The organism is Nitrospirota bacterium, from assembly GCA_040757595.1.
In the GTDB taxonomy this organism is placed as follows: domain Bacteria; phylum Nitrospirota; class Nitrospiria; order Nitrospirales; family Nitrospiraceae; genus JBFLWP01.
This window is the reverse complement of sequence record JBFLWP010000004.1, coordinates 18,585-33,480: the sequence shown is the minus strand read 5'-3', so window position 1 is coordinate 33,480 and position 14,896 is coordinate 18,585. Positions and strand designations below refer to the sequence as shown.

The 14,896-nt window shown below is 66.8% G+C and carries 13 protein-coding genes; 5 read left to right on the top strand and 8 right to left on the bottom strand.

Annotation, left to right across the window (positions count from 1 at the left end):
- Window positions 1–10 precede the first annotated feature (10 nt).
- From AB1411_05135 to avd, 4 genes are all read left to right on the top strand, one after another.
- Entirely contained in the window at window positions 11–1,129 is a 1,119-nt protein-coding gene (locus tag AB1411_05135; GenBank protein MEW6542979.1) for a DegT/DnrJ/EryC1/StrS family aminotransferase, read from the top strand.
- A 37-nt stretch (window positions 1,130–1,166) separates the two neighbouring features.
- Window positions 1,167–1,619 carry a DoxX family protein gene (locus AB1411_05130; protein ID MEW6542978.1) on the top strand — a complete coding sequence of 151 codons (453 nt, stop codon included), beginning with the start codon at window positions 1,167–1,169 and terminating at the stop codon, window positions 1,617–1,619.
- 203 nt (window positions 1,620–1,822) lie between these two features.
- Entirely contained in the window at window positions 1,823–3,376 is a 1,554-nt protein-coding gene (locus tag AB1411_05125) for an SUMF1/EgtB/PvdO family nonheme iron enzyme (protein ID MEW6542977.1), read from the top strand.
- A 27-nt stretch (window positions 3,377–3,403) separates the two neighbouring features.
- The gene (avd, locus tag AB1411_05120; protein ID MEW6542976.1) at window positions 3,404–3,778 is read left to right on the top strand and encodes a diversity-generating retroelement protein Avd; all 375 of its coding nucleotides are present in this window, start codon (window positions 3,404–3,406) and stop codon (window positions 3,776–3,778) included.
- 346 nt (window positions 3,779–4,124) lie between these two features.
- Here avd and ilvD read toward each other — a convergent pair whose 3' ends face one another.
- The 8 genes from ilvD to AB1411_05080 all read right to left on the bottom strand — a co-directional run bounded on the left by ilvD (window position 4,125) and on the right by AB1411_05080 (window position 13,325).
- Complete coding sequence (gene ilvD, locus AB1411_05115) at window positions 4,125–5,798, bottom strand: dihydroxy-acid dehydratase (protein MEW6542975.1); 1,674 nt, start codon at window positions 5,796–5,798, stop codon at window positions 4,125–4,127.
- A gap of 175 nt (window positions 5,799–5,973) precedes the next feature.
- Complete coding sequence (locus AB1411_05110; GenBank protein MEW6542974.1) at window positions 5,974–6,708, bottom strand: FAD-binding oxidoreductase; 735 nt, start codon at window positions 6,706–6,708, stop codon at window positions 5,974–5,976.
- Window positions 6,709–6,728: 20 nt separating this feature from the next.
- A complete protein-coding gene (locus tag AB1411_05105; protein ID MEW6542973.1) occupies window positions 6,729–7,355 on the bottom strand; it encodes a periplasmic heavy metal sensor in 627 nt (208 codons plus the stop codon).
- 145 nt (window positions 7,356–7,500) lie between these two features.
- Complete coding sequence (locus AB1411_05100) at window positions 7,501–8,547, bottom strand: J domain-containing protein (GenBank protein MEW6542972.1); 1,047 nt, start codon at window positions 8,545–8,547, stop codon at window positions 7,501–7,503.
- A 96-nt stretch (window positions 8,548–8,643) separates the two neighbouring features.
- The gene (locus AB1411_05095) at window positions 8,644–9,582 is read right to left on the bottom strand and encodes an ATP-binding protein (protein MEW6542971.1); all 939 of its coding nucleotides are present in this window, start codon (window positions 9,580–9,582) and stop codon (window positions 8,644–8,646) included.
- 97 nt (window positions 9,583–9,679) lie between these two features.
- Window positions 9,680–9,898, bottom strand: coding sequence for a MoaD/ThiS family protein (locus AB1411_05090; GenBank protein ID MEW6542970.1), 219 nt, complete (start codon window positions 9,896–9,898; stop codon window positions 9,680–9,682).
- 120 nt (window positions 9,899–10,018) lie between these two features.
- Entirely contained in the window at window positions 10,019–11,023 is a 1,005-nt protein-coding gene (galT, locus tag AB1411_05085; GenBank protein ID MEW6542969.1) for a galactose-1-phosphate uridylyltransferase, read from the bottom strand.
- Window positions 11,024–11,138: 115 nt separating this feature from the next.
- The gene (locus tag AB1411_05080; protein MEW6542968.1) at window positions 11,139–13,325 is read right to left on the bottom strand and encodes a glycoside hydrolase family 57 protein; all 2,187 of its coding nucleotides are present in this window, start codon (window positions 13,323–13,325) and stop codon (window positions 11,139–11,141) included.
- A gap of 61 nt (window positions 13,326–13,386) precedes the next feature.
- Here AB1411_05080 and AB1411_05075 point away from each other — a divergent pair, with 61 nt between their 5' ends.
- On the top strand, window positions 13,387–14,616 hold the full coding sequence (locus AB1411_05075) for a phosphotransferase (protein MEW6542967.1): 1,230 nt from the start codon (window positions 13,387–13,389) through the stop codon (window positions 14,614–14,616).
- Window positions 14,617–14,896: the final 280 nt, after the last annotated feature.

The following is a 14,896-nucleotide window of genomic DNA, read 5'->3' as shown; positions in this document are numbered from 1 at the left end:
GGAGACCGTGGTGCACGTTCCGCTGTTGGACCTGAAGGCGCAGTTCAGGGAGATCCGGAAAGAAGTCATGGCGGCCGTGGAGGAGGTCTGCGAAGAGCAGGGCTTCATCCTGGGACCCAGGGTCGTCGAATTCGAACGAGCCGTGGCCCAGTACGTCGGCGCCGCTCGTGCGGTCGGGGTCTCGTCCGGCAGCGACGCGCTGCTCCTGGCGCTGATGGCGGCCGGTGTCAAGGCGGGAGACGAGGTCGTCACCGTCCCCTTCACCTTTTTCGCGACGGCCGGGGCCGTCTCCCGGCTCGGAGCCAGGCCGGTGTTCGTGGACATCAAGCCGGACACGTTCAACATGGATCCGACCCTCCTGGAGCGGGCGATCACGCAACGGACCAGGGCGATCATTCCGGTCCATCTGTTCGGCCAGTGTGCCGAGATGGAAGCCATCAACGAAGTCGCGCGGCGCAAGAAGCTGGCGGTGATCGAGGATGCCTGTCAGGCGATCGGCGCGGCCCGGAACGGGATCAAGGCCGGAGCCCTGGGCGACGCCGGCTGCTTCAGCTTCTTCCCGTCCAAAAATCTGGGCGGGTTCGGAGACGGAGGCCTGGTCACCACGAACGATGCCAAGCTGGCCGAAACCCTGGCCATGCTCCGGGTCCATGGGAGCCGGATCCGTTACGTGCACGAGCGGGTCGGGATCAACGGCCGGCTGGATGCGCTGCAGGCTGCGGTGTTGAGCGTCAAGCTCAAGCACTTGGATCGCTGGACTGAAGGCCGGCGGCGAAACGCGACCCGGTACGAGCGGCTGTTCGAAGAGGCCAAGCTTCCGCCCCGGGTGACGCTTCCCAAGCCCCAGGCGGGCAACTGCCATGTCTTCAACCAGTACACGATCCGGGCCCAGAGGCGGGACGAGCTCAAGGCCTACCTCAAGGACAAGGGCGTCGGGACGGAGGTGTACTACCCCGTTCCCATGCACCTCCAGGACTGCTACCGCGACTTGGGCCACCAGAAGGGAGCCTTCCCCGAGTCCGAGCGGGCGTCCGAAGAGGCGCTCTCCCTGCCGATCTACGCCGAGCTGGCCGACGAGCAGCTCGCCTACGTCGTGGATCAGATCAAGACCTTCTACGCCCGCCACTGACCTTTACGATCAGCCTGATAAACAAAGGAGGGCTGAGATGCTGCGCAAGCTCTTTCAGACGGACCAGGCCTGGTCCAGCTTGGTCCTGCGGGTCATGCTGGGGGTGGTCTTCTTTCCCCACGGGGCGCAAAAGATGCTGGGATGGTACGGAGGATTCGGCTTTGCGGGCACCATGGGCTTCTTCACGGAGCAGATGCACCTCCCCGCGCTCATCGCGTTCCTCGTGATCGTCGGGGAGTTCTTCGGGAGCCTCGGCCTGCTGGTCGGGTTCCTGACCCGCTTCGTGGCCGCCAGCCTGGCCTTCATCATGGCCGGCGCGATCACGCTGGTCCATCTCCCGCACGGGTTCTTCATGAACTGGTTCGGGAAGCAGGCGGGCGAGGGCTACGAGTATCATCTGCTGGCCATCGCGATCGCCGCCGCGCTGGTCCTCACCGGGGCCGGCCGCTGGTCGGTGGACGGGCTGGTCGCGAAGAAGCTGGCCCGCTGACGTTGGCTGCCAAGGCGGGGAGACCAGGGCGGTGGGCGGGGCCTGCCTCCGCCACGCCCCTCTCCCGCGGGAGCCCCGTCCCATGCGGGGGGAGTGGCCGGCCTTGGCGGGTTGACAGATGGGCCGATGAGACGTATTGTTTCCCAGACGGCGGTCTCGCGGTTTCGCCTTTCCGCCTCGCGTCGCTACGCTGGAGGGTGCCCATGCGACACGCGCGATGCTCCCTCGTCGCCTTCGCGTCCGTCCTCGCCTCGGCTCTGCTCCCCTTGCCCGCCTCTGCCGCGATCCAGGAATTCCAACAGCCCGACGCCTACGCGGTGGTCATCGGCATCAGCCAGTACCGCGAGGAGGTCATCCCGAAAGTCGCCTACGCGGTGCAGGACGCCCAAGCGGTCGCCAAGCTGCTGGAGACGCAGGCGGGCATCCCCAGGTCCCATATCCGGCTCCTGACCGACGCCAAGGCGACGGGCAACGACTTGCGCACCGTGAGCCAGTGGCTGCGGATGCGGGTCAAGCCGGAGTCCGTGGTCTATGTCTACTACGCCGGGCACGGCACGCCCGATCCGAAGACCGGCGACGCCTTTCTGGTCCCCTGGGACGGACACCCGGACTACCCCGACGGCTTGTATCCGCTCAAGGCCCTGTACGAGTCGCTGAACGCGTTGCCGGCCAAACAGGTGCTCGTCCTGCTGGATTCCTGCTTTTCCGGCAGCGTCGGCCGCTCCCTGCTGGCCAAGGGCGCCCGGCCCATGGTGCTCTCGCTGGAGAACCCCCTCCTGGCGGCAGGCAAGGTGGTGGTGCTCGCGGCATCCACCGGCACCCAGATCAGCTCGGACTATGACAAGGCCGGGCACGGCCTCTTCACCTACGCGTTGCTCACGGGGCTGCACGGGGAGGCCGACCAGGACAAGGACGGGCTCGTGACCCTCAAGGAGCTGTATCCCTACGTCCGGAAGCAGGTGGCGGAGACCGCCGTGGAGGAGCTCAACCGCGAGCAGACGCCGGTGCTGTTGCCGGGGGAGGAGGTGCTCGGCGTCCGGAGCGCCTTGCCGGTCACGGTGGCCCGCGCCAGGCCATACGAGGCCCTGCGCCAGACGGGCCGCGAGATCACGGGGAAAGACGGGGCGCCGATGGTGCTGGTGCCGGCGGGGGAGTTCATCATGGGCAGCAACGACGGCGATGCGGATGAGAAGCCGGAGCGCCGCGTCACCCTGGAGGCCTTCTACATCGACAAGTACGAAGTCTCGACGAAGCTGTATGCCACCTTCATCCAAGACACGAGGCGGGCGCAACCGTCCGATTGGTCGCAGCAGGTGGCGCTGGTGGGGAGCGGCGATCGGCCGGTGGTCAATGTCACGTGGCATGATGCCGACGCCTACTGCCGGCACTATGGGAAGCGGTTACCAACTGAGCAGGAATGGGAGAAGGCGGCACGAGGCACAGATGGACGGAAGTACCCCTGGGGCAATGAGGAGCCCAGCAGCCGGCATGCCCTGTTTAACACCCGATGGAACGGCTACGGGACCCTGGCCACGGTGGAGAGTTACGAGGCGGGCAAGAGCCCCTACGGGCTTTACCACATGGCCGGCAATGTCTGGGAGTGGACCAGTTCGGACTACGACAATAGCACCAAAGTGCTGCGCGGCGGGTCGTGGCTCTATAATGCGGGGCTCGTACGATCCGCGGATCGGTACAGGGTCGATCCGTCGCTCAGGCTCAGCGACCTCGGGTTCCGATGCGCCCAGGACGCCCGCTGACCCTGTGCTCTGTGGGACTGTGACCCTGTGAGGTCTGAGTCCGAAGTCACCGTCCCAGCGCCGGCAGAGCCGGCGCTGGTCACGCGGGCCTACGACCTCCTGCTCTGGTTCGTCCAGCACGTCGGAAAGTTCCCCCGCTCCCACCGCTTCATCCTCGGCGAACGGATCGAAACCGCGATCCTGACCGTGCTCATGCTGCTGGTGGAGGCCGCCTACACGCGGGACAAGATTCCGCTCCTCCAGCGGGCCAATCTGGAACTGGAGAAGTTGCGGTTCCTGGTCCGCCTCGGCAGGGATTTGGGCTTCACGAGCGTGAAGCAGTACGAGCATGCGGCCAAGGAACTGGTCGGGTTGGGCCAGCAGGTCGGCGGTTGGCTCCGACAACAGCGGGGCCGCGCGTGACGCCGGGCGGTTTATTTGCAAAGGTCACAGCCTGGCCCAATCTATTGCTGGCGGCACGGCGCGCCGCGCGGGGCAAGCGGTTCATGCCCAATGTGAGCGCGTTCACGTTTCGGCTGGAAGCGGAACTGCTACGCCTTCAGACCGAGTTGCGGGAGCGGACCTACCAGCCTGGCCCTTATTGCACCTTCCTCGTCCAGGAGAAGAAGCCTCGCCTCATCAGTGCCGCGCCGTTCCGGGATCGGGTCGAACGGAGTGGGGGCAACTCTTCCGGGAGTGATCCGCGAACCGGAACAGGAACCACCCGACGAACCGACCCCTCCCATCCCTCCCCCGTCAGCCGTGGCTCTTAGCTCGTGACTGCGCCTTCCGACGCCGACGACACGTGGCGGGCGTATTTGGCCATGACGCCGGAGGTATAGCGCGGGGCCGGGTGCTTCGCCTTTTTGAGCCGCGCCTTGATCTCCTTCTGCGACAGCTCCACGTCCAGCCGCCGTTTGGCCACGTCGAAGACGATCACGTCGCCGTTCTTCACCGCCCCGATCGGCCCGCCCTTGACCGCCTCGGGGGCCACGTGGCCGGCCATCAGCCCGTGGGTGGCGCCGGAAAAGCGGCCGTCGGTCAGCAGCGCGACCGAGTCGCCCAAGCCCTCGCCCACGATCGCCGCGGTCACGGCCAGCATCTCGCGCATGCCCGGCCCGCCGGAGGGGCCCTCGTAGCGGATCACGACCACGTCGCCGGCCTTGATCTGCCGCGCTTTCACCGCGGCGAACGCGTCCTCCTCCCGGTCGAAGACCTTCGCCGGGCCCCGGAACGTCGTCATCGAGTGGCCCGCCACCTTCACGACGCAGCCCTCCGGCGCCAGGTTCCCCTTCAGGATGACCAGCCCGCCCGTCGGCTTGATCGGATTGGCCAGCGGGCGCACGACCTGCTGCCCGGACGTCTCGGTGGCCTCGCGGGCCTCTTCCCCGATCGTGCGGCCGGTGACGGTGGGTTGGTCGGCGTGCAGCAGGCCCGCCTCCAGCAGCCGCCTGGCGACGAGCGTCGTGCCGCCCGCCGCATAGAGGTCCGCCGCCATGAACCGGCCCCCCGGCTTGAGGTCCGCGAGCAGCGGCACCTTCCGGTTGATCCGGTCGAAGTCGTCAATCGTGAGCTTGACGCCGGCCTCGCGGGCCACCGCGAGCAGGTGCAGGACCGCGTTGGTCGAGCCGCCGGTGGTCGCCACGGCGGCCATCGCGTTCTCCAGCGACTTCCTCGTGATGATCTTCCCGGGCCGGAGGTCCTGCTTGAGCAGCTCCATGACCAGCCTCCCGCACTCGAAGGCCACGTCGTCCTTGCGGGGGTCCATCGCCGGCACGCCGTTCCGGCCCATCGGCGAGATGCCGAGGAACTCGAAGGCGATGGCCATCGTGTTGGCCGTGAACTGGCCGCCGCAGGCGCCCGGGCCGGGGCAGGCGTGGTCTTCGAGATCCTTCAGTTCCGCGTCGGTCATCTTGCCGGCCGCATGGCAGCCGACCGCCTCGAACACGTCCTGGATCGTGACGTTGTGGCCCTGGAACTGGCCGGGCATGATCGAGCCTCCGTACAGCATGAGCGACGGCAGGTTCAGCCGCGCCAGCGCCATCACGGTGCCGGGGATCGTCTTGTCGCAGCCGGAGAGGGCCACGACCGCGTCAAAGAGGTGTCCGCGCGCGACCAGCTCGATCGAGTCCGCGATGACCTCCCGGCTGATCAGCGAGGCCTTCATGCCTTCGGTGCCCATCGAGATTCCGTCGGACACGGCGATCGTGTTGTACTCGATCGGCGTGCCGCCGGCCGCGCGGACGCCGGCCTTCACCCGCTCGGCGAGCCGCCGCAGATGGTAGTTGCAGGGCATGACCTCGATCCAGGTGTTGGCGACGCCCACCAGCGGGCGGGACAGGTCCTCGTCGGTGAAGCCGACGGCCTTGAACATGGCGCGCGCGGGCGCCCGTCCCGGTCCTTCCAGTAATTCGCGACTCTTTCTCTGCAGGGGATTCGCCATCTTGTCCTCGACTTCCGCTATTTCCTAAAGCGCTCAACTCGCCTCGCGTCTCTCGTCACTCGTGAAGCGCGAGGCGCGGTGCCGAATCCGAGAGACGCGTCACGGTTTCCTGCGCGGGAAGCACTGTCGCACAGACGAGGGGAGCCGGTCAACGAGGGAGAAAGCCGGCGCGTGGCTAGAGGGCCTCCTCCCCCGTGTCGTCGTACCACTTCTCCCGGTGGATGGGGCAGAGGCCTCTCCCGCCGATGATGGCGGTGACGTCCTTGATCATTCCGCTGTTCCCGCACAGGTACGCGGCGAGCTGGTCCACGGATGCGACCCGCTCCTCGACCAGTTTCGTGACGCGCCCGACCCGGCCGGTCCAGCCGGCCTCCGGGCGCGAGAGCGTCGTGACGTAGGAAAAGTTGGGCCGCTCCTTGGCCAGCCGCTCCAACTCGTCCTGGTAGTAGAGGTCCCGCTGGCTCCGCAGGCCCCAGAAGAGCGTGACGGAGCGGGCGAAGCCCCGCTCGAACCGGTCGAGCAGCATGGAGCGGAGCGGGGCGATGCCGGTGCCGGTCGCCACGAAGAGCAGGTCCCTCGCCGGCTCGTCGCGCAGGTAGAAGGTGCCGGCCGGTCCCTTGAACTGGGTCCTGTCCCCCTCCTTGAGGCTGAACAGGTAGGTGGAACCGGGCCCCCCCGGGACCAGGTTGAAGAGCAGGGTGACCCTGTCCCGCTGGCTGGGCGGGGAGGCGATCGAATAGGCGCGCGTGGCGGGCCGGGGGAACCGGGGGTGCGGTACCTCGAAGGAGGCGAACTGCCCCGCCTTGAAGGCGATCGCCTGCGGCTCGAGGAGCCGCAGGCGGAGCTCCCTCACGTCGTGGGTCAGGTCGCGGACCCCCTCGACCTGCGCGGTGAAGAGCTGCAACGGCATGGCTGGCGGGGCGTCACGCGTCAGTGCTTCATCTCGGACTTGTCGTCCTTCTTCTTGCCGTCGCCTTTGGACATCCCGCCGTGCTCGCCCTTCATCATGCCGTGCCCCATGCCCTCGCCCTTCTTCCCCTCCTTGGACTTGTGCATCATCGTCTCGTGCACGGTCTTCACCCGCTGCGCCTGCTCCGGCGTGAGCACGTCCATGACGTCCCGCCGGGCCTTGATGGCGGCCACCCGCAGGCCTGCCTCGAGATTCTCGCTCTCCTTGACCTTGGCCTCGATCGCGGAGAGGTCGGATTTTTCGTTGTCCACGAGGGCGTCGAGCTCCCGCTCGGCGATCATGATGTCGGCTTCGGCCTTGATGCGGGCCTTGTCCAGGTCGAGATGGATCGCCTTCAACTTGGCCATCTGCTCGTCGGTCAGACCCATCTCCTTCTGCGAATGCAGGAGCCCGCGAATGAGGTGGCCCGTGGAGGCATGGTGGCCCCTCATGCCGTAGCCGTGCTTCCCGCAGCAGCCGTGCCCGCTTCCGTACCCTCCCTCATGACCCTTGCCGTAGCCGCGCTCCTCGTCAGCCCAGACCGGCTGCATGGCAAGACCAGCCACGAACAACGCCGCCAATACGCCTGCCGAGAGCGTCTTTTTCATCGCATCCTCCTTAGTTGTAATGAGTCCTTGAGTCCTATTGATATGGTCGGCCAATGAGCTTCCTTCCGACACGGGGACAAGCCGACCTCTGTAGCTTGCCACTTCACATTTCGACATGGCAAGGGAATCGTCGTGCACTGGGGGCTCAGGCTCCTGTCCGGCTTGTCTGCCGGAGGAGGTCGGCCCGGGGATCCGGGTGGGGGGCCCGCCCCAGTTGCTCGTAGAGCTTGCGCTCCTCGTCCGAGACGGACGGGGGCATGACGATCTGCAAGGCCAGGAAGAGGTCGCCACGCCCGCCTGAGGCGGTCGGCAGCCCCTTGCCCTTGAGCCGGAGCTTCGCGCCGGCGCGGCTGCCCGGCGGCACCTTGACCCGCACCGGGTCGGTCAGGGTCGGGGCCAGCACCTCCGCCCCCAGCGCCGCCTCCCAGGGCCAGACCGGCAGGGCCGCGTGCACGTCACTGCCCTGTCGCTGGAAGATCCCGTCGGATTCCACATGCACGCGCAGGTAGAGGTCCCCCGGCTTGCCCCCGTTGACTCCCGGATGGCCCTTGCCCGGCACGCGAACCCTCGTGCCCTCCTGGACGCCGGCGGGGATGCGCACCTCGATCGTGCGGGTCTCCGTCCTGCCGCCGGTCCCCGAGCAGGCCGGACAGGGCTTGCCGCGCTGCGTGCCGCTGCCGCCGCAGGTGGGGCAGGGGATCTGTCCCGACAGGTTCAGCCGGCGGGTCACGCCGGCCAGGACCTCGCGCAACGTCAACTGGACGTCCGTTTCCAGGTCCTCGCCCTGCACGGCAAAGCCGCGGAAGCCGGCCTCGCCGCCGGCGCGGGCGCGCCGTCCGAAGAAACTTTCGAAGATGTCGCCGAAGTCGAAGCCCTCGCCGGTCCCGGCCCTGAAGCCCTGCCCCCGTCCCATGCCGGCGCCGGCCTGCTGCCGGGCCTTCTCATAGGCCTCCGCCTCCTGCCACCGGTGCCCGTAGCGGTCGTATTTCTTTCTGGTCTCGGGATCGCCGAGCACCTCGTGGGCGGCGTTCAGCTCCTTGAACTTCTTTTCCATTTCGGCCTTGCGCGAGCCGGCGTGCAGATCGGGATGGTACTGGCGCGCCAGCCGCCGGTAGGCTTTCTTGACCTCGTCCTGGCTGGCCGTCCGGGGGACGCCCAGCACGTCGTAGTAGTCTCGCTCAGTAGAAGCCATAACCGGACCATCCTGTCCGTGACACGATTGCCTGCAGCTTACGGCGTCCGCTGGATCAATGCAAGGAGGGGCGGGGAGCCGATGGCGTAGAGCCTGCTATCGGCGGGACGAGGTCTTGGCGCGCGCCATCATCTTGCAGTAGCTGCAGACGTCGGCGGTGGTCGGCTGGCCGCAGGTCGCACAGGGATGGAGGGCGGCCCGATCCTTCTCCGCCATGGAGGCGGGAGCCGGCTGGGCCTTGGCCTGGCGTTCCAGAAAGCCCCAGTAGAAGGTCTGCTTGGTGCCGGGCGATTCGGTCTCCAGCCGGTTGAGGGCTTCCTTGTACAGGAGCATCTTGGAGCCCTTGGCCATCGGACACTCTTCCACGATGTACTCAATCCGGTTCAGGACCGCATAGGCGGCGATCTCCCGCTCGGCCAGCCGGTAGAGCGGCTTGACTTTTTTGGCGAAGCCCTCCACCGAAGCTGGAAGGCTCGGGCCCTGCTTGTCGAGGTAGTCCTCCTGCCAGCGGAGCAGGTTGCCGAGCAGCCGCGCGGCCTCGTCGTCCAGGTTGTGGCCGGTGGCCATCACGTCGTACTCGTGCGTCACCGCGGCCCGGTTGAACTGATAGCGTTTGATCGTTCCGCAGGTGGAGCAGGTCGGGCGGTGGATGAGCTCGGACAGCTCCTTGATGCCCGCCCCCTCCTCCTCGGCGACCTGATGGACCAGCAGCTTGGCCTGTCTGGCCGCGGCGACGGTCTCCGCGAAGCGCTCGACCTTGTCCCGCGACTTGGCCGAATAGCCGGGGATGCCCAGGTCCACGTAGAGGGCGTCGGCCTGGTAGCCCAGCTTGAGCAGGATGTCCCAGAGGGCCAGGCTGTCCTTGCCGCCGGAGACGGCGACGAGCACCCGGTCCTTGAGGCCGAACATCCGCTCGGCCTTGATGGCCCGGCGCACCTGGTCGTGGACGAACTCGTCGAAACAGGGCTTGCAGAAGGCGGCATTGTGGCGGGGCAGCCCGATCACCGCTTTCGTCCGGCATTTCTTGCAACGCATGGGAACCACCGTGATGAGTGACGCGTGAGGGGTGACGGGTGATTTAGGAAATGGAGGTAAACTGCGCGGGTCCTCATCATTCCCTACTCGTCACGCGTCACTTGTCACGCATCACCGTTCTTGAGCCGCCGGAGATCACCGGCCGGACCTCCACCGAGTCCTCGTCTTTGAGGAACTCGTCCTCCGTGACCAGGTCGTCCCCGCGGATCACGAGATGGGCTTCCGGCAGAAGGTTCAGGTCGCGCAAGAGATCCTTGACGCGCTTCGGCCCCTTGACCTCGACCTGTCGGTCGGGATGACTGAGCTGCACTTTCATGGAGGCGATGATATGCCCGCCCAGACCTCGATTGCAATCGCCCTCGGAAACGCTGAACGCTGAATGCTGAACGGAGGAGAGGCCCCCATTCATACTTCATCGTTCATCGTTCTGACTTGATCAGATCTCTGCTTCCCGCAGAAACTTGGCGGATTCTTCCGGCGTGATCGGATTGATGTAGAAGCCGGTGCCCCATTCGAATCCCGCCACCTGGACGAGCTTGGGAATCAGCTCGATGTGCCAGTGGTAGTACTCGCCGGTCTTCTCGTGCATGGGGGAGCTGTGCAGGACGAAGTTGTAGGCCGGCCGAGTCAGGACCTTGTTCATCCGCCGCAGGGCCTCGGAGAGGATGCGGGCCAGCAGATCGAACTGCGTCTTCTGGCTCTCCTCGAAGTACGCCGAGTGCCGTTTCGGCAAAATCCACATCTCGAACGGGAAGCGCGAGGCGAAGGGCGTGACGCAGAGGAATTCCGGGTTCTCGGCCACGATCCGCTCGGCGTCGCTCAGCTCCTGGCGGACGATGTCGCAATAGATGCACCGCTCCTTCTGCTGGAAATGGGCCTGGCAGCCCTCGATCTCCGCCACCACGCTGGTCGGGATGATGGGCAGGGCGATCAGCTGGGAGTGAGTGTGCTCCAGCGTGGCGCCGGCGGCCTCGCCGTGGTTTTTGAAGACCAGGATGTAGCGCAGGCGCAGGTCGCGTTTCAGATCCACGATCCGGTCCCGGTAGGCCCAGATCACGTCCTCGATCCGCTTGGGCGGCAGGTCCGCCAGCATGTCCTTGTGGTCGGCGGTCTCGATGATGACTTCGTGGGCGCCGACCCCGTTCATCCGGTCGTAGAGGCCGATGCCTTCGCGTCCCAGGTCGCCCTCGATCTGCAGAGCCGGAAACTTGTTGGGGACGACGCGCACCGTCCAGCCCGGCAGGTTCGGCTCCCCGCCCTGCGGGCGATAGGCCAGGATTTCCCTGGGCGTCAGCCGCTCCTGGCCCGGACAGAAGGGGCAGAGGGCGGGCGACGTCTGCCGGGGCGCCTCGGTGCGGAAGAAGTCGCGAGGCCGGCCGGCCCGCTCCGTGGAGATGATCACCCACCGTCCGACGACTGGATCACGACGCAGGTCAGGCATAGACACCCCTCGTGAGACGTGAGGCGTGAGACGTGAGACGTGAAGGGTGGTGTATGCTCTTCATGGCCTTCGTTCTCCTTCGTTGCACGGTTCACCTCTCACCTTTCACGATCTTTTAGACCCGCCAGAGGGTCGCCTCATAGTCGCGGTCCGGCACGGTCAGGACCAGCGGCAGGTGGCGGGGATAGCGGTCAATCTCCAACCCTCCCTCGGTGACCGCCAGGCTCATGCGGAACTCCTGCCCCGCCTCCAGGTGCAGGTCCTTGAAGGGCACCGCCAGCTCGATCACCTTGCGCCAGCCGATCGTGCCGTACCGGCCGATTTCGACGAATGACGCGGCTCCTGTCTCCCTGGAGGCCGACCAGAGGGTGAACGTGTGGTCGGGCGACGGGCCGGTGAGCGGGAACGTCAGCTTGTGGAGCCGGGCGTTCGTCTCCACGTGCACTTCGACGACCCGGGCGGGCTGGTCGGGTGCGGCCGCCTCGCCCGGGTCCAATCGCAGGAAGAGCGCGTCCAGGCTGAAGCCGAATCCGATGTAGGTGAAGATCCGGCTGGCTCGCCACATGGCCCCCAGCGGCGGGGCCGGGTCTATGGAACCGGCGCCCTGCCATTCGAAGAAGTCCGACACGAGCCCGTCCACCGTCGGGGAGATGAGGTTGACCGGCAGGTGGACCGAATAGGGCTCTGGCTCTCCGATGAGCGGCTCGTTGAGAAAATCCGGAACGGGCAGGTCCGCGCGCGCCAGCGCGTTGCGCAGATGCAGGCGGAACAGCCGGTCGAACTCGGTCTTGTAGTCGGTCTGGAAGTCGTCCCCGTACCACCAGAACCAGTCGCTGCCCTCCGCCGCGTAGAGCTCCTCCCAGGCCGCACGGATCTGGTCTTCGGGCAGCCGCCCGCTCGCTTCGGCGAGCCTGGCTCTGGTCTCGCGAATCAGCTCCCAGCCACGGTTGTCTTCCTGGTGCCCGATCCAGATCTTGTAGTCCGCGTTGATCCAGGAGCCGGAATGGAGGTGGACGAGCCGCTGCGGGGCCTCGAAGTGGGCGAGCGCCCCGCTGACCGATTCGACCGCGACACGGACCCCGTTGACCGGATCGGAGGTCAGCGCCCCGTACAGGCCGCTCAGGAACCGCTCGCCGCTGTCGTAGTAATGCTCCCAGGGATTCTCTCCGTCCAGGATGACAGGAAGCAGCAACCGGTCGGCCGGCGCCTGCCTGGCAATCTCGCCGATCCGGCCCAGCACGTCCTCTACCGCCGACTCGGGCGTGGCCTTGGCATAGACGAAGCTGAAGGCGTCGGAGAGGTCGCGGTCCCGGAAGATGATCGTCAGGTCTTCTCCCTCCGGTCCGATCCGGTAGGGCTGGTACAGGTCTGTCTGCCGGCTCCAGCCGCTCAGCGAGCGGGCCAGGACCCCCTCGTCGGTGGCCGTCCAGCGCAGCCCCGCTTCCTTGAGAATCGGGACCATCTCCGGACAGACCGAGCCCTCCGAAGGCCACAGGCCCGCCGGAGCCGTCCCGAACGTCCGTTCGTGCAGGGCGACGGCCTTGCGGACTTGGGCCTGGGCGTCGGCCGGGGCCTGGAACCGCTGGGGGAGGGGCAGGTCGGGGCGCGCGCGCCTGGCAAAGTCCGTGTCAATGAGGAGCGGCAGGATCGGGTGGTAGAAGGGAGTCGTGGTCAACTCGACCTGTCCGGCCTCGGCCAGCCGTCGGTAGAGCGGCAGGATCTCGCCGACGGTGTGCCGCTGGATGGCCAGCACCGTCTGCTTGTCCTCCTCGGTGAACCAGCGATCCTTGCGCCGGAGGGCCGCCAGATCCGGATGGCGAGCGAGGGCCCCGTATCCGAACCAGGCCAGGTTCTGCCAGACTTGGAGATCCAGCAGTTCCTGGGCTGTGAATTGCCTGGCGAGCGCGTCCAAATCCTGCCCGTGGATGTCCATCCCCCGCTTGACGAGCAGCTCGTGGTAGCGGGGGGAGGGCCGGACCATCGTGGCCCAGTTGGCGGCGAAGAAGTGGCGGACGACGAAGGCCCGCTCGGCCGCGGTGAGGTCCGCCGCCGGCTTCTGGGCATGCTCCAGAAACAGGTCGCGCACCGACCCGGCGGCCAGCTCCTGCAACTGGGTGACGAGCGAGGGGGTGAAGTTGAACGTGGCCTTGATCCCCGGAAACCGCTCGATCAGGCAGGCCATGTCGAAATAGGCCTTGGTGGCGTGGAGCCGGACCCACGGCATGGACGCGCAGCCAGCCACCGGGTCCGTGTAGTACGGCTGGTGCATGTGCCAGAGGAAACAGAGATGGACGGTCTTCATGGCGATGTGCGGTGACCGTTGCAGTATGTCACAGGCCTCGCGAGGGTTGCAAGAAACCGCCGTGAAGCGCGCTCGCCGCGCCGGCGGCATCGGGCTGGCGCTGGCTGGCCGGCCCTCCACTTTTTTCCGGTCAGGTGTCCCGCGATGGGCCGATCGAGTGACAAGCGGCCGGGCGATGCGTATAATGCGCGCGATGGCCGCGGTTGATCCCGTCCAGCCGAAGCGACTTCAGGCTCCCCCCGACGAGTCCCTCGTGGCCGAGACGGTCCGCACCGCGCTTCCGTTCCCGGCCCGGTTCGTCAAGCTGGCCCCGCTGGCCGGGGACGCCTCCAACCGCCGCTACTTCCGCGTCGAGTTGAGCGGCGCCCCGCAGGCCTCGCTCGTCCTGATGCAACTGGCCGAGCCCGAGGCCTTCAAACAGTCGGAGGAGGCGGTGAGCGGCGCCGTCGCGATCGCGGAGCTGCCGTTCGTCAACGTGCTCCGGCACCTGGCCAAGGCCGGCGTGGCGGTCCCCTCCCTCTACTACTACGACCGGGCGGCGGGGCTCCTCTACCTCGAGGATCTGGGGGACGTGACGCTGGCCGAGGCCTCGGCCAACGCGACCGGCCCGGACACGCCCGCCCTCTACCAGCGGGCGGTGGACGGACTCGTCACGCTGCACATGAAGGCGACCTTTCCGCCCGATCCCTCCTGCCTGGCTTTCAGCCGGGCCTTTGACGCGCCGCTACTGATGTGGGAGTTCGACCATTTCCTCGAGTACGGGATCGAGAAACGCCGCGGGCGGCTGATCCCCGAAGGGGATCGGCAGGCGATCCGGGCGGAGATGCAGAGAATCGCCGCGCTGATGGCCGAGCAGCCCCGCGTCTTCACCCACCGGGACTACCACAGCCGGAACCTGATGGTGCAGCACGGACGAATCCGGGTCCTCGACTTCCAGGACGCGTTGATGGGGCCCGCCTCCTACGACCTGGCCTCACTGCTGCGCGACTCCTACCTGTCGCTTGAGGAAGAGATGGTCGAGGCACTGATCGTCCGTTACCTGGAGGGACGGGCCAAGGCCGGAGCTCCGCTGGATCGGCCGGTCTTCCTGCGGCTCTTCGACCTGACCAGCATTCAGCGGAACCTCAAAGCGGCGGGCCGGTTCGTCTACATCCACCTGGTCAAGGGCAACGACCGGTATCTCCGGTACATCCCGCACACCCTGGCCAACGTGAAACGCAACCTGAACCGCTACCGCCAGCTCCATCCGCTCCGCGACCTGCTGGCCCGCTACGTGCCGGAACTCGCCTAGCAGGATGTTGAAAAAGGCCTCCGCCTGCATTCTCGCATCGCTCAAACCCTCAACGTACAGCAAGAAGTACGCCTCGGGCTTTCGCTCGCCGGGTACCCGCCTGGCGGGTGCTGTTGGGCGGCCGCTTTGAACATCCCGGAGGGTGTTCGTCGTGGTCACGGATGTCTGGCTTGACATTTAGGATGGCCTTTCAACGCCTCCAAGGGCGTGCAATGCGTTTGGGAAGCCGGAAATCAACGTGCTGGTCCCCCTGGTCCGACTTTAGGGTTGACAAGTTTGT